General features: G+C 71.0%; 19 protein-coding genes. 11 read left to right on the top strand and 8 right to left on the bottom strand.

Going from position 1 to position 19,538, the window contains the following annotated elements; all coding sequences use genetic code 11:
• Both D455_RS34055 and ccmA read right to left on the bottom strand, forming a co-directional pair.
• On the bottom strand, positions 1 to 628 hold a 628-nt coding region (locus tag D455_RS34055; protein ID WP_017569004.1), incomplete at its 3' end, for a DUF6297 family protein.
• Positions 625 to 1,242, bottom strand: a complete 618-nt coding sequence (ccmA, locus tag D455_RS0101550; protein WP_017569003.1) for a heme ABC exporter ATP-binding protein CcmA — start codon at positions 1,240 to 1,242, stop codon at positions 625 to 627. The genes D455_RS34055 and ccmA, both read right to left, overlap by 4 nt.
• 328 nt (positions 1,243 to 1,570) lie before the next feature.
• Here ccmA and D455_RS0101545 point away from each other — a divergent pair, with 328 nt between their 5' ends.
• Genes D455_RS0101545 through D455_RS0101530 form a run of 4 tightly spaced genes read left to right on the top strand, consistent with a single transcriptional unit; the run spans position 1,571 to position 5,200 of the window.
• Complete coding sequence (locus tag D455_RS0101545; RefSeq protein ID WP_017569002.1) at positions 1,571 to 2,473, top strand: ABC transporter ATP-binding protein; 903 nt, start codon at positions 1,571 to 1,573, stop codon at positions 2,471 to 2,473.
• Positions 2,470 to 3,228, top strand: a complete 759-nt coding sequence (locus D455_RS0101540) for an ABC transporter permease (RefSeq protein ID WP_017569001.1) — start codon at positions 2,470 to 2,472, stop codon at positions 3,226 to 3,228. Before D455_RS0101545 ends, D455_RS0101540 begins: the two co-directional genes overlap by 4 nt.
• Positions 3,229 to 3,231: 3 nt before the next feature.
• Positions 3,232 to 3,981, top strand: coding sequence for an ABC transporter permease (locus tag D455_RS0101535; protein ID WP_017569000.1), 750 nt, complete (start codon positions 3,232 to 3,234; stop codon positions 3,979 to 3,981).
• A gap of 43 nt (positions 3,982 to 4,024) precedes the next feature.
• Complete coding sequence (locus D455_RS0101530; protein ID WP_017568999.1) at positions 4,025 to 5,200, top strand: sensor histidine kinase; 1,176 nt, start codon at positions 4,025 to 4,027, stop codon at positions 5,198 to 5,200.
• 61 nt (positions 5,201 to 5,261) lie between these two features.
• Here the strand turns inward: D455_RS0101530 and D455_RS0101525 are convergent, their stop codons facing one another.
• Positions 5,262 to 6,086 (bottom strand): phosphotransferase, encoded by an 825-nt coding sequence (locus D455_RS0101525; RefSeq protein ID WP_017568998.1) that lies wholly within the window; start codon positions 6,084 to 6,086, stop codon positions 5,262 to 5,264.
• Between the two features lie 605 nt (positions 6,087 to 6,691).
• Here D455_RS0101525 and D455_RS28875 point away from each other — a divergent pair.
• Positions 6,692 to 8,029 (top strand): hypothetical protein, encoded by a 1,338-nt coding sequence (locus tag D455_RS28875; RefSeq protein ID WP_152486978.1) that lies wholly within the window; start codon positions 6,692 to 6,694, stop codon positions 8,027 to 8,029.
• A 240-nt stretch (positions 8,030 to 8,269) separates the two neighbouring features.
• Positions 8,270 to 9,637 (top strand): NADP-specific glutamate dehydrogenase, encoded by a 1,368-nt coding sequence (gene gdhA, locus D455_RS0101515; protein WP_017568997.1) that lies wholly within the window; start codon positions 8,270 to 8,272, stop codon positions 9,635 to 9,637.
• A gap of 69 nt (positions 9,638 to 9,706) precedes the next feature.
• Here the strand turns inward: gdhA and D455_RS0101510 are convergent, their stop codons facing one another.
• On the bottom strand, positions 9,707 to 10,684 hold the full coding sequence (locus tag D455_RS0101510) for an aldo/keto reductase (protein WP_017568996.1): 978 nt from the start codon (positions 10,682 to 10,684) through the stop codon (positions 9,707 to 9,709).
• A 215-nt stretch (positions 10,685 to 10,899) separates the two neighbouring features.
• The gene (locus D455_RS0101505; protein ID WP_026122210.1) at positions 10,900 to 11,871 is read right to left on the bottom strand and encodes a helix-turn-helix domain-containing protein; all 972 of its coding nucleotides are present in this window, start codon (positions 11,869 to 11,871) and stop codon (positions 10,900 to 10,902) included.
• Between the two features lie 52 nt (positions 11,872 to 11,923).
• Between D455_RS0101505 and D455_RS0101500 the strand changes: the two genes are divergently transcribed.
• A complete protein-coding gene (locus tag D455_RS0101500; protein ID WP_026122209.1) occupies positions 11,924 to 12,325 on the top strand; it encodes a cupin domain-containing protein in 402 nt (133 codons plus the stop codon).
• Positions 12,326 to 12,467: 142 nt separating this feature from the next.
• Here D455_RS0101500 and D455_RS0101495 read toward each other — a convergent pair whose 3' ends face one another.
• Positions 12,468 to 12,923, bottom strand: a complete 456-nt coding sequence (locus D455_RS0101495) for a pyridoxamine 5'-phosphate oxidase family protein (RefSeq protein ID WP_017568993.1) — start codon at positions 12,921 to 12,923, stop codon at positions 12,468 to 12,470.
• A 289-nt stretch (positions 12,924 to 13,212) separates the two neighbouring features.
• Between D455_RS0101495 and D455_RS0101490 the strand changes: the two genes are divergently transcribed.
• Both D455_RS0101490 and D455_RS0101485 read left to right on the top strand, forming a co-directional pair.
• Positions 13,213 to 13,953, top strand: a complete 741-nt coding sequence (locus D455_RS0101490; protein WP_017568992.1) for a class I SAM-dependent methyltransferase — start codon at positions 13,213 to 13,215, stop codon at positions 13,951 to 13,953.
• Positions 13,954 to 14,082: 129 nt separating this feature from the next.
• Positions 14,083 to 14,421: a DoxX family protein gene (locus D455_RS0101485; protein ID WP_017568991.1), complete on the top strand. Its 339-nt coding sequence runs from the start codon at positions 14,083 to 14,085 to the stop codon at positions 14,419 to 14,421.
• A gap of 61 nt (positions 14,422 to 14,482) precedes the next feature.
• Here D455_RS0101485 and D455_RS0101480 read toward each other — a convergent pair whose 3' ends face one another.
• The gene (locus tag D455_RS0101480; protein WP_017568990.1) at positions 14,483 to 15,283 is read right to left on the bottom strand and encodes a TetR/AcrR family transcriptional regulator; all 801 of its coding nucleotides are present in this window, start codon (positions 15,281 to 15,283) and stop codon (positions 14,483 to 14,485) included.
• A 61-nt stretch (positions 15,284 to 15,344) separates the two neighbouring features.
• On the opposite strand from D455_RS0101480, the gene D455_RS0101475 reads away from it, so the two are divergent.
• Positions 15,345 to 17,669, top strand: a complete 2,325-nt coding sequence (locus tag D455_RS0101475; protein WP_051064558.1) for an ATP-binding cassette domain-containing protein — start codon at positions 15,345 to 15,347, stop codon at positions 17,667 to 17,669.
• Between the two features lie 320 nt (positions 17,670 to 17,989).
• On the opposite strand, the gene D455_RS0101470 is transcribed toward D455_RS0101475, so the two are convergent.
• On the bottom strand, positions 17,990 to 18,508 hold the full coding sequence (locus D455_RS0101470) for a CGNR zinc finger domain-containing protein (RefSeq protein WP_017568988.1): 519 nt from the start codon (positions 18,506 to 18,508) through the stop codon (positions 17,990 to 17,992).
• 91 nt (positions 18,509 to 18,599) lie between these two features.
• On the opposite strand from D455_RS0101470, the gene D455_RS0101465 reads away from it, so the two are divergent.
• Complete coding sequence (locus D455_RS0101465) at positions 18,600 to 19,478, top strand: alpha/beta fold hydrolase (RefSeq protein ID WP_017568987.1); 879 nt, start codon at positions 18,600 to 18,602, stop codon at positions 19,476 to 19,478.
• Positions 19,479 to 19,538 lie beyond the last annotated feature (60 nt).

Raw genomic sequence — 19,538 nt, 5'->3', positions numbered from 1 at the left:
CCGTCCACGTCGCGGCGGGGGCCGAGGCGACGGCGACGAGTGCCCTGTGTCCCGGGCCCAGTCCCATGACGGCCAGGGCCACCGCCGCCGCCACCACGAGGGCGGCGAGCAGCGCGACCAGCCGGTCGCCCCAGATCTGGGAGGTCTGCGCCAGGACGGTCGCCGACATCGCACCCAGCGTCCACGACACGCCCACGGCCACGGAAGCGAGCAGCCGGAGCGTGAGCGCGTCGGAGGCGCCGAGCGCGCTCAGCAGCACCACCCCCAGGAGCGCGCCGACGACGGCGCACACCCCGGCCAGGACCAGCAGCGTGCGGGTCAGCACGTGACGGCGTGGCAGCGGTGAGAGCACCAGCCACGCCGCGTCCGCCGCCGACACCCCCACCGGCCCCAGCGCACGCGCGAGGACCAGCAGGACGGCCAGCGACAACCCGACCAGCGCCAGGCCCGCACCCGCCCGCGCCGGGTCGACGTCGCTGGGCACCGTCGACACCGCGCGCTCGATGACCGGGGCCGCCAGAACCACCAGCAGCCCCAGGGCCAGCAGGGTGATGTAGCGGTCGGACCAGGTGCGCTGCCGACGGGCCCCGGCGCGCGCGAACGCCCGGACCCGCGCCACCTCGTTCACGCGGCGGCCTCCAGGGCGACGTGGCGGGTGTCCTGGGCGAAGCGCGCATCGTGCGTCACCATGACCACCGTGCCGCCGTTGGCCGCGTACTGGGCGAGCAGCTTCGCGAGCCGTTCCCGGAAGGCCGCGTCGAGTCCGCGTTCCGGCTCGTCCAGCAGCAGCAACCTGCTCGGCCTCAGCAGCGCCATGGCCAGGGACAGGCGCTGGCGCTGCCCGGTCGACAGGGACGAGGGGGACCGGTCGGCGCAGCCGGTCAGCTCGAACAGTTCCAGGGCCGCCCCCACCTCCAGCCGCCCGGGGCCGTGGACCGCGCGCATCAGTTCCAGGTGCTCTCCCACGGTCAGCCCCGGATACCAGGTGGGTTCGTCGCCGACCAGGACGGTCTGGCGCCAGAAGTCCGGTTCGTCGGCGGGCGGGCGGCCCAGCACGCTGACGTGGCCCGTGGCCTGTTGCAGTCCCGCCAGGCAGCGCAGCAGGGTCGTCTTGCCCGCACCGTTGGCACCGAGCACCGCGACCACCTCTCCGGGTGCGACCGTGAGGTCGACCCCGCGCAGTACCGCGACGCCGCCCAACTCCACGCCCACGTCGCGGGCCACGATGATCGGTTCGCTCACCCGCTCAGCCTACGAGGCGGGGGATGTGGGGGCCGCACGGTCTCAGGGCTTGGGCCGTTCCGGTGGGGTACGGGGCGGCGGTCCCGCCCTTCGTCGCGGTCGCGCCCAAGGCCCTGGCCGCGGCCTTCCCGTGGCGTTTGCCGACGTCAACCGTTCCGGCGGTGTCCGGGGGCGGGTCCCGGCCGGGCCCACGGCAACGGCCCACGGCCCCGGACCGGTGTACGACCTTGGTCGTCATCCGTCAGGTGGACCCCGCCCCCGGATTCGGCGCCCAGAACCAGTCTCGCGGGCGACGCGGCGCCGGGGCCCCGGCGGACACGATGAAGCCGTGTCCCACATGATCACCACCCATGGCCTGAGCAAGACCTACCGCGACCGGACGGTCGTCGAGGACCTGGACCTGCGCGTACCGGAAGGGTGCGTGTACGGCTTCCTGGGCCCCAACGGGTCGGGGAAGTCGACCACGATGAAGATGCTTCTGTCGCTGGTGCGCCCCACCAGCGGCGAGATCCACGTCATGGGCCGCCCCATGCGGCGTTCCACCCGCCGTGCGCTGTTGGGCGACATCGGCTCCCTCATCGAGTCCCCGCCCGCCTACGCACACCTCACCGGCCGGGAGAACATGCGCCTGGTGCAGCGATTGTTGGACCTGGGCGAGGACCAGGTCTCCCGGGCGGTGCGGACCGTGCGTCTACAGGACCACCTCGACAGACCGGTTCGCGCCTACTCTCTGGGGATGAAGCAGCGGTTGGGGATCGCGATGGCCCTGGCCCGTCAGCCCCGGCTGCTGATCCTGGACGAGCCCACCAACGGCCTCGATCCCGCGGGTATCGACGAGATCCGACGCCTGCTCACCCGGTTGGCCGAGGACGGGACCACCGTGATGGTCTCCAGCCACCTGCTGGGCGAGATCGACCGGACGGCCACCGTGCTCGGCATCCTCGGCAACGGTCGCATGCTCTTCCAGGGCACGCGGGAGCAGTTGTTCGCCCGGTCCACCCCCGACGTGCTCATCGACACGCCCGAACCCGAACGGGCCGCCGCCCTGACCGCCCGGTGGAACGCGACCCGCGACGGGGCCGCCGTGCGTCTGCCCGGACTCGATCACCGGGTCACGGCCCGTGTGGTGTCCCACCTCGTCCACGAACACGTCGACGTTCACGGCGTGCGCCGTGACGCCCAGTCCCTGGAGGACGTGTTCATGGACCTCACCGGAGGGAGGGGCCTGTGAACGTCCGTGCCGTGGCGAACGAGTTCGCCAAGATGCGTCGCCTGCGTGTGGTGCCCGTCGTGGTCGTCATGGTGGTCGGCGTGGTCGCGTACTCGTGCGTCGTCCTCACCACCCCGGGTTTCTTCGAGTCGGTGGGGGATCCCTCCGGGCAGGCCTGGGAGTTGCTGCTCGGGGGGCTGTCGCTGGCCGTGCCGCTGGTCTCGCCCATTCTGCTGGCGGTGCTGGCCAGCAGGCAGGTCGACATCGAACACCAGGGAAACGGGTGGCTGTTCTCCCAGACCGCGGGGCTGAGCCCCGGCCACCTGTGCCGGGCCAAGTTCGCGGCCACCGGCACGGTCGTGGTGGCGGCTACCCTGGCCCAGAGCGGCCTGGTCGTCGCAGTCGGCGGGTTGGTCGGCATCACGGGCGCCTTTCCCACCGGGCAGTGGCTGGGCTACACCGCCTCGGCCGTGGTCGTGAACCTGGTGCTCTTCGCGTTCCACCTGGTGTTGTCGACACGCGCGACCAACCAGCTCGTGGGGCTGGGCGTGGGGGTGCTGGGCGTGTTCGTGACCCTGACCAGCATGGGGATGCCCGCGTGGCTGGCCCACCTCTTCCCTCCGTGGGGCTACTACGTGCTGGCCACGCCCGTCGAGGCCCGCGAGGTCGGCATCGTCTCGTTGGATCCTTCGCACCTGGGCGTGATCGCGCTGGGGGTCGCCGGTGGCGTCCTGTTCGTGCTCATCACCCGCCTGTTCGACCGCCGGGAGGCCTGAGTCATGGGTTCGGTCCGAGCCGAGTTCCTCAAGCTGAAGCGTTCCCTGAGCTGGGCCGTGGTGGTGCTTCTACCGCTGATGGCCGTCGTCACCGGGGCGGCCAACACGGTCATTTCCGGCGAACCGTTGGAGGGTGACTGGCACACCCTGTGGATGCGGGTGGTGGTCCTCTACGGCCTGTTTCCCCTGGCCGTGGGTGTGGCCGCTCTGGCCTCGCTGGTGTGGCGGGTCGAGCACCAGGGCGGTAACTGGAACGCGCTGATGGGGCGGCGGGTGTCGACCCCGCACGTGGTGGTGGGCAAGGTGGCCGTGCTGGCCGCGCTCACGGCGGCGATGCAGGCGGTGCTGGTGGTGGGTGTCGTCGTGGTCGGCAAGGTGGTGTTCGCGCTGCCCGGGGTGCTGCCGCCCCGGTACCTGTTGGTCAGCGTCGTCATCGTGCTGGCGTGTGTACCCGTGGCGGCACTACAGTCCGGGCTGTCGATGCTCATGCGGTCCTTCGCCGCCCCCGTCGCCGTGGCACTGTTGGGGGCGAGCACGGGGGTGTTGCTGTTGGTGGCCCGGTTCGAGGTCCTGACGGTGCTCGTGCCCTACGGTCTGGTCAGCCGGGCGACCCAGTTGGGAACCGGGACGTTCATGGACGGTGGGAGCGTCACCGCGGGTGCCGTGGCCGTCTTCGGGGTCCTCGCACTGGGCCTCGCAGTGGTGGTGACCGCGGGGAGCGTGGCCGTCCTGGACCGTCGCGACATCCGCTGACAGAGCGGTGGCCCGGAACGAACGTAGGGAGGCGGGCGACGCGGTGTCCGCGTGGATTCGAAGGCACCCCCGCATCGTGGACGGCGCGGTGGCCGGGGCGGTGTTCCTGTACAACCTTCCGGTGCAGGCCGTCTACGCCCCGGTGCACCTGCCCTACGCCGTGTTCGTGCTGTTGTCGGCGGTGGTGTGCTTCTCCTACGACCTGCGCCGGGAGTATCCGGTGGGGACCTTCGCGGTCATGGTGCTCGCCTCCTTCGCGCAGTACCTGCTCGGGGCGGTACCGCTTCCAGCGGGCCTCATGCTCCTCTTCGGGCTGTACAACATCGCCTCACGGTGTGAGCGGCGGGTGTCGGTGGCGGCGGCCGGGGTGGTGGGGCTCGGGCTCGTCCTGGCCGTGCTGCGCTGGGAACCCGACCTGAAAGGGATGGCCGTTCAGGTGGCCTACGGCGCGATCCTCATCGTGTCGGTGTGGGTCTGGGGTTACACCATCGGCATTCGGCGCGCCTACCTGGAGGGGCTGGAGGAGCGCGCCGTGCGGATGGAGCGTGAGCGCGACCAGCAGGCGCGGCTCGCGGCGGCCGCGGAGCGGGCCCGGATCGCGAGGGAGATGCACGACGTCGTCTCGCACGGCCTCAGCGTGATGGTGGTCCAGGCCGAGGGGGCGGCCTACGTCCTGCGTGATCGGCCCGACCAGGCGGAGCGGGCGCTGGTGGCGATCAGTGAGGCGGGCCGGAGCGCGCTGGTCGAGATGCGGCACATGCTGGGGGTGCTGCGGGAGGGCGGGGCCGAGCAGGGCTCGTACGCGCCGCAGCCGGGGGTGGCCCAGATCGCCTCGTTGGTGGAGGAGGCGCGGGACTCGGGTCTGCCCGTGGAGTTGACCGTGGACGGGGATCAGCGGGTGTTGCCGTCCGGGATGGGGCTCGCGGCGTACCGGATCGTGCAGGAGGCGCTCACCAACGTGCGCAAACATGCCGGTCCGGGGGTGAGCCGGGTGGGGGTGTGGTTGTCGTACGGGGACGAGGCGTTGGAGGTCGGTGTGGTCGATGACGGCCGTGGCGCGACCGCGTCGCCTGGTGCCGGTGGCGGGCACGGGCTCGTGGGTATGCGCGAGCGTGTCGCCGCCTGTGGCGGATCGTTGAGCAGTGGTCACCGGACCGGGGGCGGGTTCGAGGTGATCGCGTCTTTGCCCTTCGACGCCCGGACGTGTGAACAGCGGTAGTGCCGGGTGCTGTCAGGGGGCCTGGAGGTGGAAGTGCGCGTCGGCGGCCTTCGTCGTGGGGTCAGCGGATCAGGGCCTGGACGAACACCGGGCGCTGGTCGGCCAGCCAGGTCTGGCGGCGGTCCCAGCGTCGCCATCCGCCCAGCCGCTCCAGGTCGCGGACGAAGGGGGCGTCACCGGCCGCGACCCGTTCGGTGACGAAGGCGCGGGCGGTGGCGGTGTAGTGCTCGATCGTTTCGGGGAGGGTGCGGCGGTCGTCGGGGGAGAGGTCGTAGGCGTCGGCGATCACGCGCAGCCGGTGGGGGACGTTCCCGCCCTCGTGCGGGGTCCCCGCAGCGGAGACGGGGTCGAGCGCGGGTGCGGCGTAGTAGGCCAGGGCGGCCACGTCCCACACCGGGCGTCCGGGTGCGGCCAGGTCGAAGTCGATCAGGGCCGCTGCCTGGTCCCGGCGGAAGACGATGTTCTCCAGACAGGGGTCGTTGTGGCACAGGATCGGGCCGCCCTCGGGGTCGGCCAAGGCGTGTGACCAGGGCGCGGTGGTCTCCACGGGCACGCGTGCGGCGGCCTGGTGGTAGCGGCGCAGCAGGCGGGCAGTCGAGCGTAGGGCATCGTCGGTCAGGGCCCAGGCGGGGAAGGGCGGCAGTGCCACGTCGCCCTCGATGAAACCGAGCTCCTCGGTGCCGTCCCCGTGCAGGCGCAAGGGAAGGGGCGCGCCGTCGAACCCGGTCTCGGCCAGGGCCCGCAGGTGGGTGTGAAGGGCCTGGGCGGCGGGGGTGGCCGTGCGTGTGACGCGGTCGCCGTGGCGGTGGACGGTGTTCATCATGCCGCCGGTCAGCGGGTGGGGTTCGTCCCCGGTGGGGTGGCGGGGCTCATCGGCGTGGTTCATCGCTCTTCCGAGAAATGTGGGGCCCTGTGGTTTTGATGTGTGTGTTGTGGGGGAAGGCCGTTCGCTCGAATGCGCGGGCAGTATGTGCGAAAAGGCGGGTTTTTGTGTGTTTTCGCTGGTCACAAAGGTGTGTCTGTTTTCTTCCAGACGTGCGCGCACCCGTGTTCGCTCCGCTACGGTGGTCCCAGAAACAACAAACCCGGTCCGGCGCTAGCAACACCGAACCGGGTTTCGGCCACTTCTGTATGCAGCAGAAGACGGCCCATCACTTCCCTGTCACAACCACAGGAAAGCAACTCGTGGCTCAGTCTACCCTTTACGGTCCTGTCGTAACAGCGAAACCCCGCATGTCGCGTGGCGAAGATGCCCGCGAAGCCCCGAAGGCCTCCGCCTCACACCTCCCGGTTCCACGCAAACGCCCCAAAAAGGCCATGAAGGGCGTCGGGCACGTTTCCCACATCTGGCTGACCAAGGCACTCAAGGCTGGACTCTTCCCTAGCACCTACGCACATACCGTCGCCACGATCATCGCGGACGCGGCCGACGCGGACGGTCGCTGGTGTTTCCTGCGCCAGGCGAATCTCCTCAGCAAATGTGGCGAGTCCATGAGCCTTCCCACGCTCAAGCGGGCGATCGACGCGATGGTGGACGCTGGGCTGGTCCGCAAGCTGACCGAACCGCAGAAGAAGGCGTTCTTCGCCGTCTCCGGCCCCGAGGGCTCCGAACCCAAGCAGTGTGGCCGTCTGCCCCCGGTTCTGGAGCTGTTGGTTCCCGCTGGTGAGTTCTCCCCGGAGGCACTGGAGGAGATCAACCGAAGGCGGGCGGGGTTGGGGGAGGAGCCGCTGACGAAGGAGTCCAGGCCCTACCCGCTGGGGTTCACGGGTCTGAGGGAGCCTGAATTCGGCTCACAGGGAGCCACAGACCCCTACCCTACAGACCCTTATAAAAAACCGGATCCGTCCGTCCGTGGGAGCTCAACCACAGGACGCGCGCGCGAGGACTCGGACGGACACGACGTCGGCGGCGGGAAGGGCATCGAAGAACCCAGCGGCGGGGCGCTGGCGCTGCTGGCGCACATCCCCGACGCGGCGCTGGGCAACCCGGGGCCCGACCGTGCCGCGCTGGCCCGGGCCCTGGACCGCCTGCGCGAGCAGGGCATGGAGCAGCGGGCACTGGTCGCGCTGGTCGAGGACATCCGGGGGCTGCGCCGCCCGTTTCCCGCGCTCATGAGTCGTATGAGAAGCGTTGAGGACGCCCGTCGCTTCCTCGACGGGCGGTTGGGGGCGGGTGTGCACCTGCCTGGTCGGGGCGTGCCGCCTTCGGAGTGGGGTGGGATCCCCATGCCCCGCCGCGGTGATCTGGGCTTCCCCTCGGCGGAGGGGGACCCGTTCGACCGCCCGGTGGAGTTCACGGTGGACTCCCAGGGCAGGGCCTCGGGCACCTGTCCTGAGCATCCGGGCGTGCGCAACGTTCCTGGTGGCAGCTGCGCGGCCTGTGGCGGGCCCTGTCGGTCCGTGCCCGGGGAGACCCTGCCTTCGCCCGTGCCCGCTCCCGCCGCGCCTGAGCCGCCTCAGCCGCGGATTCCAGATCCCGTTCCTCCGGTCCCCGGCGAGAAACCCGAGAAGCCCGAGGAGGACGGGGAGGCTGCGGCTGAGGAGACCGGCGAAGCGGAGGAGCCCGAGGAGGCTGGGGTCGAGCCCGATCCGGAGCTGGAGAGGGCGATGCGGGCCTCGTTGGAGCAGGCGCGCGCCAGGCCCGCGGCGCCCCGGCGGGCCCGTGAGGTGGTCCTGACGCCGAAGGCGCGTGCGGTGGTGGACGCCGTGCGTGAACGCCTCGCCAACGCAAGGACACCGGCGGCGTCGAGGGCACCGGCGTCACATGGACGCAACACGGCGGAAACACACGCTGAGCAGCAGGGAGGGCCCTCACCCCCGGGCGTGTGAGCCACGCGCTCACGCTGACCTGTGGTGACGCCCGTTCCTCGGGGAATGAAGGTCTGTGGAGGGGCCCGGATTTATGTTCACATCAAGGTAATACACTGCTCACACAGCCACGATCCGCAGGCCCGAGGGCCCAGGCCCCGGATCATCCATCATGCGGCGCCAGCGTGCGCCTGTTCGAGGTTCCCGACACAACGGCGTGTGGGGTGCCCGTTCCGCCTGCACAGAAAGGAACGTTCACCCATGTCCTTCGCCGACGAGGCAGGCCGTGACCACCACCCCGGAGTCCGTTCTGCCTTTGAGCACGTCGTGCGTCGCAACCCCGACGAGCCGGAGTTCCAGCAGGCGGTCCTGGAGGTCCTGGACGATCTCTCCCCCGCCCTGACCCGACACCCCGAGTACGCCAACCAGCGCATCCTGGAGCGCCTGTGCGAGCCCGAGCGCCAGGTCATCTTCCGGGTTCCCTGGCGCGACGACCAGGGCAACGTGCACGTCAACCGGGGCTTCCGGGTGGAGTTCAACAGCGCGCTGGGCCCCTACAAGGGCGGCCTGCGCTTCCACCCCAGCGTCAACCTCGGCGTGATCAAGTTCCTGGGTTTCGAGCAGATCTTCAAGAACGCCCTGACCGGTATGAACATCGGTGGCGGTAAGGGCGGCAGCGACTTCGACCCCAAGGGCCGCTCCGAGGCGGAGATCGAGCGGTTCTGCCAGTCGTTCATGACCGAACTGCACCGCCACCTGGGCGAGCACACCGACGTCCCGGCCGGGGACATCGGTGTGGGCGGCCGGGAGATCGGCTACCTGTTCGGCCAGTACCGGCGCCTGGCCAACCGCTGGGAGGCCGGGGTCATCACCGGCAAGGGCCTGGAGTGGGGCGGCTCGCGGGTGCGCACCGAGGCCACGGGCTACGGCAGCGTGCTCTTCACCCAGCGGATGCTGGAGCGTTCGGGCCGCGGCCTGCACGGCCAGCGCGTGGTGGTCTCCGGGTCGGGCAACGTGGCGATCTACTCGGTGGAGAAGGCCCAGCAGCTGGGCGCCACCGTGGTGGCCGTCTCCGACTCCGGCGGCTACGTGGTCGACGACAAGGGCCTGGACCTGGACCTGCTCAAACAGATCAAGGAGGTCGAGCGGTCCCGGATCAGCGTCTACGCCGACCGCCGCGAGGGCGCCCACTACGTGGAGGGCGGCAGCATCTGGGACGTGCCCTGCGACGTGGCGCTGCCCTCGGCCACCCAGAACGAGCTGGACGAGGACGCGGCCCGCACCCTGGTGCGCAACGGCGTCGTGGCGGTGGCCGAGGGCGCGAACATGCCCACCACCCCCGAGGCGGTCAGGGTGCTGCGCGAGGCCAAGGTGCTGTTCGGTCCCGGTAAGGCGGCCAACGCCGGTGGTGTGGCCACCAGCGTGCTGGAGATGCGCCAGAACGCGCGGCGCACGTCGTGGTCCTTCGAGCACGCCGAGTCCGAGCTGGCCGAGACGATGGCCGACATCCACGACCGTTGCGAGGAGGCGGCCGAGCGCTACGGCTGCCCGGGCGACTACGTGCTGGGCGCGAACGTGGCCGGGTTCGAGCGGGTGGCGGGCGCGATGCTCTCCCAGGGCCTGATCTAGGACCCGCTCCGACGGAACAGGGCGTGGCGGCCGACCTGCGGGGCCGGCCGCCACGGTCGTCTCAGGTCCTCACCACAGGTGGTGGACCTGGGGGCGGATGAGCTCGTCGTAGACCTCGTCCACCCGGGCGCGGACCTGGGGGGTGAGCGGTGCCAGGTCGGCGGCGGAGGCGTTGCCGCGCGCCTGGTCGGCGTTGCGGGCGCCGGGGATGACCACGCTGACGCCCTCCTGGTCCAGGATCCAGCGCAGCGCGAACTGGGCCATGGTCACGCCCTCGGGCACCAGCGGGCGCAGGCGCTCCACCGCCTCCAGCCCGGTGGCGTAGTCGATGCCGGAGAAGGTCTCGCCCCTGTCGAAGGCCTGCCCCTCGCGGTTGAAGTTGCGGTGGTCGTCCTCGCCGAAGGAGGTGTCGGCGCTGAACCTGCCCGACAGCAGACCGCTGGCCAGGGGCACGCGCGCGATGATGCCGACCCCGGCCTCGCGGGCGGCGGGCAGCACCTGCTCCAGGGGCTTGTGCCGGAAGGCGTTGAGGATGATCTGGACCGTGGCGACGTTGGGGCGGTTGATCGCGGTCAGCGCCTCGTCCACGGTCTCCACCGACACCCCGTAGGCGCGCATGCGGCCCTCGGCGACCATGGCGTCCAGGTCGTCGAAGACGGCGTCGGTGGCGATGACCTGCGGGGGAGGGCAGTGCAGCTGGACGAGGTCGATGGTGTCCACGCCCAGGTTCTGGCGGGAGCGGTCGTTCCAGGCGCGGAAGTTGTCGGGGTTGTAGTTGCCGGGGACCTGGTCGACGCGGCGGCCCATCTTGGTGGCCACGGTGATGTCGGGGCGTTCCTTGAGCAGCTGGCCGACGAGCCGCTCGCTGCGGCCGTCACCGTAGACGTCGGCGGTGTCGAAGAAGGTGACACCGGAGTCGGCCGCCGTGTGCAGGGCGGCCAGGGCGTCGGTCTCGCTGACCTCACCCCAGGAGGCTCCGATCTGCCAGGCGCCGAAACCGATGACGCCCACGTTCTTGCTGGTACGGCCGAGTACGCGTGTTTCCATGGGTGCGATCCTAGGCCCTTGGGAGCGTTCCCAAACGCACGGGCTCCCGTGATAAGGCTCCATCTTCGCCGCAGGTGGCGTCCGAGGTTTCGGGACACGGTGTCCGGGCCGCGGACAGGACGGGCATCGGGCGTTCACCGGGGCGCGGTGCGTCGCCCTTCGGCGTTGCCGTCGACCACGGTCCGCGCCCGCGGCCGGTCCTCCGGCCCCCGCGTTCAGGTCAGCGGTCTGGGCCCGAAACGCTCGCGGTAGGCGGAAGGGCTGATCCCGGTATGGGCGCGCACGCTCGCGCGCAGGTTGGCGGTGCTGCCCAGGCCGCTGGCACGGGCGATGGTCTCCAGTCCCATCCCGCCCGACTCGATCAGGCGACAGGCCAACCGCACCCGCTCAGCGCGCAGCCAGGCCAGCGGGGTCGTGCCCAGCTCGGCGCGGAAACGGCGGTGCAGGGTCGCGGCGCTGACCGACGCGCGCGCCGCCAGGTCGGTGACGGTGAGCGGGGAGTCCAGGCGTTCGCGCGCCCATTCCAGGAGCGGGGACAGGGAGGTGTCGGGCGCCTCGGGGAGGGGTCTGGGCACGAACTGGCGCTGCCCGCCCTCGCGGTGGGCGGTGAACACCAGCCTCCTGCTGACGGTGTTGGCGACCGACTCCCCGTGGTCGCGGCGGATCAGGTGCAGGCCCAGGTCCAGGGCGGCGGCGCTGCCCGCCGCGGTGAGCACCCGGCCCTCGTCCACGAACAGCACGTCCCGCTCCAGCCGGACGCGGGGGTGGGTCCGGGCGAGCAGATCCTCGAACCGCCAGTGCGTGGCGGCCCGCCGGCCGTCCAGGACCCCGGCCGCCGCCAGGGTGAACGCGCCGCTACAGAAGCTCACCAGCCGGGCGCCGCGCTGGTCCGCCGCGCGCACGGCCTCCACCACCTCCGGAGCGGGCGGCACCTCGGGATCGGGGCGGTTGGGCACGATGACGGTGTCGGCTTCGGCGGCCGCCTCCAGCCCGGACAGGCCGCCAAGGGTGAACATGCCCTGGTGCACGCGTACCTCGGGGACTGCCGCGCACACCGTCAGTTCGTACCAGGGGCGGTCGATCTCGGGGCGGCGCAGGCCGAACAGTTCGGTGGCCACGCTCATCTCGAAGGGGTTGGAGCCCTCGTCGACGATGAGCGCCACACGGTGCGAGGATTCTTGCGGCATGTGCGATTCCTAGCACTTTCCCGGTCGGCGCGTCACGACCAGGATGGTGGTCATGAGTGAGCAGCCGATCAATCTGCACGAGGCGTTGGACTCCTTCGACCAGCTGTGGAGTCCGCGCATCGTCACCCGGGTCAACGACTACGACGTACGCGTGGCCAAGGTGCGGGGCGAGTACGTCTGGCACGCCCACGACGACACCGACGAGTTCTTCCTGCTGCTGGACGGGGACCTGCGCATCCGGCTGCGGGAGGGCGCCGGAGGAGCCGAGCGGGTGGTCACGTTGGAGAGGGGGTCGGTGTTCGTGGTGCCGCGTGGGACCGAGCACCGGCCCGAGTCCGACACGGGGGCCTCCATCCTTCTGTTCGAGCCGGCGGGGACGCTGACCGTGGGGGACCGCCACGAGGAGGTGCCCGACCACGTGGACGCCACCACCGGGCACGCCCTGGGCGGCTGAGAGCCCGTGGCGCCGGGACGGGGCTCGTTCTCCGGAACGTTCGGGGCACACCGGCGGGCCGCCAAGGTGTTCAGCCGATGAGGAACGCACAGCTGGGCTCGGGCGCAGAACCCGCCGGTGAAGCCCCATGGCCGTCCCCGGTTCACGGTCTGGTCTTGGACAGGTCCTGGACGATGGTCCGCTCGGGAACGAAGCGGACGAAGCGCGTGTCGTCCTCGAAGTGTGTGAAGTAGACGGGCCAGGTGGACTCGTCCTCGCCGAGGTAGCGGCGGAGCTTGCGTTTGGCGCGTGCCTGGTCGAAGGGCGCGACTTCGGCCTTGCCACGCATGATGACCTGGAGGAACTCCAGTCTGTCCAGGTCACAGGTGTCCACGGTCAACGCGACCCGGGGGTCCTTGGCCAGCAGCCGCGACAGTCGTGAATAGGAACCGGTGAGCCACCACATCGCTCCCTCCTCCCACAGGAACCACACCGGACGCACCGTGGGTGCGCCCGAGGAGTCGGAGGTGGCCACCCTGGCGACCAGGGGGCGGGCGAGGAAGGCGTGGACGTCGAAGGGGTGCTCGGGCTGACCGGAAGTGCTGGGGGCATCGCTCACCCCCTCAGGTTAGGCGGCCCGGCAGGGCGGGGAAAGGGACTTCTCCGGGCTGTGGACAACCCGACGCCGGGCGCGAAGTGGCGGACGAGGGTGCCGTGGTCGCAGGTGGAGCCGGTGCACGGGCGTAGTCGATGGTGTGCGCCGGACGCGGCCGCAGTCCTGAGGACCCGCGTTGTCCTTCCCAGGGCTTGTCCGCACCTTCACACCGACGCTTCGAAGGGCGGTGCCGCGGCGTGGCGGCGGCCGAAAACCCGGTGACGGCGGGGGAGCGGTCGGCCACAATGGCCCGATGGTCGACCGACACTTCTCCCAGCCGGACCTGGCCGAGCTCTACGACTACTTCAACTTCTGGCGGTGCTCACCCCAGGACGACTTCTACCTCGACCTGGTCATGGACGCCCGCTGCGTCCTGGACGTGGGGTGCGGGACGGGCAAGCTCCAGCGGGTGGCGCGCGAGCGCGGCCACACCGGGCGCCTGGTCGGCCTGGACCCGGCCGACGCGATGCTGGAGGTCGGGCGGCGCGAGCGCGAGGACGTCGAGTGGACCCTGGGTGACCTGCGCACACGATCCTTCGATGGCGAGTTCGACCTGGTCGTCATGACCGGGCACGCCTTCCAGGTCTTCCTCACCGACGACGAGTTGCGGGAGTTCCTGGCCGCCGTGCGCCGCGCTCTGACCGATGACGGCCGGTTCGTGTTCGAGACCCGCAACCCGGCCGCGCGGGGCTGGGAGGCGTGGACCCCCGAACGGGTGCGCACCGTGGACGGCCCCGGAGGGCGCAGGGCCACCTGTGTCCACCGGCTGGAGAGCGTGGAGGGCGATCTGGTCACCTTCACCTCCGACTACGGCGTCGAGGGCTGGGACGGCCCCCGGAGCAGCCGCAGCACGCTGCGCTTCCTGGACGCCGAGGACCTGAACGGCTTCCTGGCCGAGGCCGGATTCGACGTGAGCGCGCAGTACGGCTACTGGGACCGCGGCCCGCTCACCGACGCCAGCGCGGAGATCATCACCTTCGCCCGCCCGCGGTGAGCGGCGGCCGCTCCGGAAAACCGTGCCGAGGGCCCGTCACATCCTCGCGCCGGGCGGGGTCGAGGAGGTGACGAACCCGAAGGCACCCGGCCAGGCAGGCCCGTGCCCTCCCGACGAGGAGCATCGCCGATGTCCACCGCCCACATCATCCTCACCCTCATCGGAGCCGCCCTGGCGGCCTTCTCCGCGGGCTCGGTCTTCCTCCGCGCCCCGTGGGTCGTACAGCCCCTGACCGAGTACGGCGTTCCCCGCTCCTGGTGGCCCTGGCTCGGCACGGCCAAGGCCGCGGGCGCGGCGGGCCTGCTGGTCGGCCTGTTCGTGCCGCTGGTCGGCGTGATGGCGGGCATCGGCCTGGTGCTGTACTTCACCGGGGCCGTCATCACCGTGGTCCGGGCGCGCTCCTACGCGCACATCCCCTTTCCGCTGGTGTACGCGGCGCCGGTCGCCGCCTCCCTGATGGTGCTCTGACCCGTCGGCCGCACGGTCGCCCCGGGCCGCCCTTCGCGGCGGCCCGGGGCGACCGTGCCGTTCACCGCTCCGTGCCGATGGCGCTCCGCACCCCGTTGAGCAGGGCGTCCAACCCGAACCGGAAGGTCTCCCACGCCTCCTGTTCCAGGTAGGGCTCGTCCTCGTTCTCGTTGTTGAAGGCGCCCTGGTCGGCCATCAGGGTCAGGACCGGGAAGCGCTCGGCGAAGTCGGGGGCGACCCTCTCCAGCTGCGCCGAGCGCTCGTACCACCACTCGTCCTCGGGCACACCCGTGACCGCCTGGGCCCGGCGCGCCTCGGCGGCGGTCCGCACCTGCCCGCGCACCAGGCTGAACAGGTTGCCGTAGGTGCTGCGGATCTGCGTCGGCCCCAGCCCGGCCCGGTGCAGCACCACGGCCAGCGACTCGAACAGCCGGTACTCGTTGGGTCCCAGCACCGGGCGGGCCTGGGAGATCTCCAGGGTCCAGGGATGGCGCAGGTGGAAGTCCCACAGCCGGGTGGCCCAGGAGGTGGTGGCCGCGTACCAGTCCGGTTCCTGGTCGGACTCGGCGGCCTCGGCCAGCTCCCCGAAGGCGTGGTCATACATCAGCTCGACGAGTTCGTTCTTGCTGGCCACGTAGGTGTACAGGGACATGGCGGTGCGTCCCAGACGCTGTCCCACCGAGCGCATGGACAGCGCCTCCATGCCCTCGGTGTCGGCGATGTCCAGGGCGGTCCGCACCACCAGGTCCACGCTCAGCTCCGGCCTGGGCCCGGGGGCGGTGCGCACGGAGGCGTCGCCGGGGGAGCGCCAGAGCAGGGCCATGGAACGGGCGGCGTCACCCTGCCCGGCGTAGATCACCACTTGCATCTCCTTACGGGATAAACTAACGTTCGCCAGCCGATAGTTTACAGCATAAGGAATCATGAGGAGCAGCGTGTCCTCCGAACCCACCACCATGGCGGACAGCCACGACACCATCCAGGTCCGGGGCGCCCGCGAGAACAACCTCGCCGACGTCTCGGTGGACATCCCCAAACGCAGGCTGAGCGTGTTCACCGGCCTGTCCGGGTCGGGCAAGTCCTCCCTGGTCTTCGGCACGATCGCCGCCGAGTCCCAGCGGCTCATCAACGAGACCTACAGCACCTTCGTGCAGGGCTTCATGCCCAGCCTGGGGCGGCCCGACGTGGACAGCCTGCGCAACCTCAGCGCGGCCATCATCGTCGACCAGGAGCGGATGGGCACCAACTCCCGCTCCACCGTCGGCACCGCCACCGACGCCGCCGCCATGCTGCGGATCGTCTTCAGCCGCGTGGGCACCCCGCGCCTGGAACCCTCCAGCGTGTTCAGCTTCAACAGCTCCGAGGGCATGTGCGGCGAGTGCGAGGGGCTGGGGCGCACCAACCAGATCGACACCGACGAGATCGTCGACCGCGACCTGTCCCTGAACGAGGGCGCCATCACCGTCCCCGGTTACGGGGTGGGCACCTGGTACTGGCAGGTGTTCGTCCACTCGGGTCTGCTGGACGCCGACAAGCGGCTGGCCGACTACACCGACCAGGAGTGGCACACCCTGCTGCACCTGCCCGTCACCAAGGTCAGGGTGGGCACCAACTCCTTCTCCTACGAGGGCCTGGTCCCCAAGATCAGGCGCACCTACCTGGCCAAGGACCGCGAGAAGATGCAGACGGCCGTGCGCGCCTTCGTGGACCGGGCCGTGGCCTTCGCGGTGTGCCCCAAGTGCGGGGGCACCCGCCTCAACGCCCAGGCCCGGTCGGTCACGGTCGCCGGGCGCACCATCACCGAGTGCTCGGCCATGCAGGTCGACGAACTCGCGGAGTTCGTCGCCGCCCTGGACGAGCCCTCGGTCAAACCGCTGCTGGACAACCTCGGCCACACCCTGGAGTCACTGGTGCAGGTGGGACTGGGCTACCTGAGCCTGGACCGGGAGTCGGGCACCCTCTCGGGCGGGGAGGCCCAGCGGGTCAAGATGGTGCGCCACCTGGGCTCCAGCCTGAGCGACGTGACCTACGTCTTCGACGAGCCGACCGTGGGCCTGCACCCGCACGACATCGAGCGGATGAACCACCTGCTGGTGAGTCTGCGCGACAAGGGCAACACGGTACTGGTGGTCGAGCACAAGCCCGAGACCATCGCCATCGCCGACCACGTGGTGGACCTGGGTCCGGGCGCCGGCCCCTCGGGCGGACGCGTGACCTACGCCGGGGACGTGGCCGGGCTGCGCTCCTCGGGCACGCTCACCGGCGACCACCTGGACCACCGGGCCGCCCTGCGCGAGCGGGTGCGCACACCCACCGGGCACATGTCCATCACCGGGGCCAACGCCCACAATCTTCGGGACGTCAGCGTGGACATCCCGACGGGGGTCCTCACCGTGGTCACCGGTGTGGCGGGCTCGGGCAAGAGTTCCCTCATCCACGGCGCCCTGCCCGGACGCGAGGGCGTGGTGGTGGTCGACCAGTCACCGATCCGGGGGTCGCGCCGCTCCAACCCGGCCACCTACACCGGTCTGCTGGACCCGATCCGCACCGCCTTCGCGCGCGCCAACAAGGTGAAGGCGTCGCTGTTCAGCGCCAACTCCGAGGGTGCCTGCCCCGAGTGCAGGGGCGCCGGGGTCGTCTACACCGACCTGGCGATGATGGCGGGGGTCGCCTCCACCTGCGAGCAGTGCCAGGGCAGGCGGTTCCGCTCCGAGGTGCTCTCCCACACCCTGCGCGGCCGCGACATCAGCGAGGTGCTGGCGATGTCGGTGGTGGAGGCACGGGAGTTCTTCACCAGCGGAAACGCCCGCGTCATCCTGGACCGCCTGCACGACGTGGGCCTGGGCTACCTGGGGCTGGGGCAGCCGCTGACCACCCTGTCGGGCGGTGAGCGCCAGCGGCTCAAGCTGGCGGTCAACATGGCCAGGGAGGGGGCGGTGTACGTGCTGGACGAGCCGACCAGCGGCCTGCACCTGGCCGACGTGGACCGGTTGCTGGCGCTGTTGGACCGTCTGGTGGACGACGGCAACACGGTGGTGGTGATCGAGCACCACCAGGCGGTGATGGCGCACGCCGACCACGTCATCGACCTGGGGCCGGGGGCCGGGCACGACGGCGGCCGGGTCGTCTTCGAGGGCAGCCCCGCCGACCTGGTGGCGGAGGGCGAGACCCTCACCGCCCGCCACCTGCGCGCCTACCTGGACGGTCCTCCCAAGGCCACGGCGAGGGGCGGAGCGACCGGTGAGTAGCCTCGGGGGCGGTCCGCGGTCGCGGACCGGGCGGACCCATCGGTGACCCGGTACTCGTTCCGCGACCGTGTGTGCTCTCGGCTGACCGCACACGATCGCGGAGCGGCCCGGCCGTGGTCGTCTCCCCGCCCGCCCGCGCCGCCACGCCCGGGTTCGGGGCCACTGGCCACGAGCCGCCTCCGGTACCCGATGAGCGGGTCACGACTCCGGCGCTGAACCCCAGGACCCCCCGCCCAGGGCGCGCCTTGGGGGNNNGGCGGTGGAGACGGTCGTCTCCACCGCCGGTGCCGTGTGCGCCCCTGGCATCCGACGTGGTCCCGTCAGGTCCTCGGCTCCTGACGGGCGCGCTCTTGGTGGCGACGGGCCTTCAGGCGGTTACCGCAGGTCCTCATCGAGCACCAGCGCGCGGTGTTGGCACGGCTGCGGTCCAGGAGGAAGAGGCGGCACTCGTCGTTGCCGCAGGGGCGCAGCCGACCGGGCCTGCGTGCCTGGACGTCGTACCAGGCGAGCACCAGCTCCACCGCGAGCATCCGTTCGGGCGGCCCGTGCAGACGCCACCGCAGCCCCGACGCGTCGACCTCGGGACTTCGGTGGACGCCGGTGAGTATCCGCCGCAGATCCGCCTCGGGCACGGAGCCGCGCGTGGCGGCCTGGAGCACGTCCCTGGCCGTTCGCAGCCAGTCGATCGCCGGTGCGTCATCCGGACCGCCGTGCTTTCGCGCCCACCGCCGGAGCACGGCGTCATCGGCCCACAGGTCCTGCGGCCGACCATCCACCACCGGGGTGCTGTTCAGCGCCTCGAGCAGTGCCTGTTCGTCGATCACGTCCCCCACCTCCATTCCTAACCCTCTCATTCGACTTGACAGGTTATCTCGCGTCGGGTCCACTGGGAGCACAGATAACCATCAAAATACCTTTGTGGGGTTAGACATGGTCGAGGTCCACCACCAGTACGCCACCGTGCGAGAGCACCGCGTCTTCTACCGGGAGGCCGGCCCCCGCGACGCGCCGACCCTGCTGCTCCTGCACGGCTTCCCCACCAGCTCGCGCATGTTCCGACACCTGATCCCGCGACTCGCCGACCGATTCCACGTCATCGCCCCCGACCACCTCGGCTTCGGCCACTCCGACACACCGTCCGCCGACACGTTCCCGTACACGTTCGACGCACTCACCGACATCACCGAGGCGCTCCTGGCCGAGCTCGGCGTCGACCGCTACGCCATGTACGTGCAGGACTACGGCGCCCCCATCGGATGGCGGCTCGCGCTACGCACGCCCGAGGCGCTCACCGCGGTGATCACCCAGAACGGCAACGCCTACGAGGACGGCTTCGTCCCGGAGTTCTGGGCACCCGTGTGGGCCTACGCCAAGGACCCGGGGCCCGAGACCGAGCCCGCGGTCCGCGCCGCTCTCGGCCTGGACGCCATCCGCTGGCAGTACCTGCACGGAGTGGACCGCCCCGAGCTGGTCGACCCCGACACCTGGACGTTGGACCACCGCGACATCAGCCGCCCTGGCAACGACCTCGCGCAACTCGCCCTCTTTCGCGACTACGCCACCAACCCGCCCCTGTACCCGCGGGTGCACACGTACTTCCGGCGGAGCCGTGTCCCGCTCCTGGCCGTGTGGGGAGCCGAGGACCTCATCTTCGGCCCTGACGGCGCACGCGCCTTCGCGCGGGACCTGCCGGACGCCGAGATCCATCTGGTGCCCGGAGGTGGCCACTTCCTGCTCGAAAGCCACCTGGACACCGCGGTCGACCACGTCCGGGACTTCCTGACCCGCCGGTTGGCGCCGACCCCCTGAGGCCGTAGTCACCGTTGTCCGGATGGGACCGTCGGGTGCGGGTGCGGCTGATGGTTCCCT

Origin of the sequence: Nocardiopsis halotolerans DSM 44410 (assembly GCF_000341065.1) — a bacterium.
GTDB lineage: Bacteria > Actinomycetota > Actinomycetes > Streptosporangiales > Streptosporangiaceae > Nocardiopsis > Nocardiopsis halotolerans.
This window is presented reverse-complemented; position numbering and strand designations above follow the sequence as displayed.

Bases quoted from the DNA above. Each gene is read 5' to 3' on its own strand.
- D455_RS0101505 (WP_026122210.1), bottom strand. From the start codon at position 11,871: ATGCCGCAAGAATCCTCGCACCGTGTGGCGCTCATCGTCGACGAGGGC.
- D455_RS0101525 (WP_017568998.1), bottom strand. From the start codon at position 6,086: ATGAACCACGCCGATGAGCCCCGCCACCCCACCGGGGACGAACCCCAC.
- D455_RS28875 (WP_152486978.1), top strand. From the start codon at position 6,692: ATGAGCCTTCCCACGCTCAAGCGGGCGATCGACGCGATGGTGGACGCT.
- D455_RS0101465 (WP_017568987.1), top strand. From the start codon at position 18,600: ATGGTCGAGGTCCACCACCAGTACGCCACCGTGCGAGAGCACCGCGTC.
- D455_RS0101470 (WP_017568988.1), bottom strand. From the start codon at position 18,508: ATGGAGGTGGGGGACGTGATCGACGAACAGGCACTGCTCGAGGCGCTG.
- D455_RS0101490 (WP_017568992.1), top strand. From the start codon at position 13,213: ATGGTCGACCGACACTTCTCCCAGCCGGACCTGGCCGAGCTCTACGAC.
- gdhA (WP_017568997.1), top strand. From the start codon at position 8,270: ATGTCCTTCGCCGACGAGGCAGGCCGTGACCACCACCCCGGAGTCCGT.
- D455_RS0101485 (WP_017568991.1), top strand. From the start codon at position 14,083: ATGTCCACCGCCCACATCATCCTCACCCTCATCGGAGCCGCCCTGGCG.
- D455_RS0101500 (WP_026122209.1), top strand. From the start codon at position 11,924: ATGAGTGAGCAGCCGATCAATCTGCACGAGGCGTTGGACTCCTTCGAC.
- D455_RS0101510 (WP_017568996.1), bottom strand. From the start codon at position 10,684: ATGGAAACACGCGTACTCGGCCGTACCAGCAAGAACGTGGGCGTCATC.
- D455_RS0101535 (WP_017569000.1), top strand. From the start codon at position 3,232: ATGGGTTCGGTCCGAGCCGAGTTCCTCAAGCTGAAGCGTTCCCTGAGC.
- D455_RS0101475 (WP_051064558.1), top strand. From the start codon at position 15,345: ATGAGGAGCAGCGTGTCCTCCGAACCCACCACCATGGCGGACAGCCAC.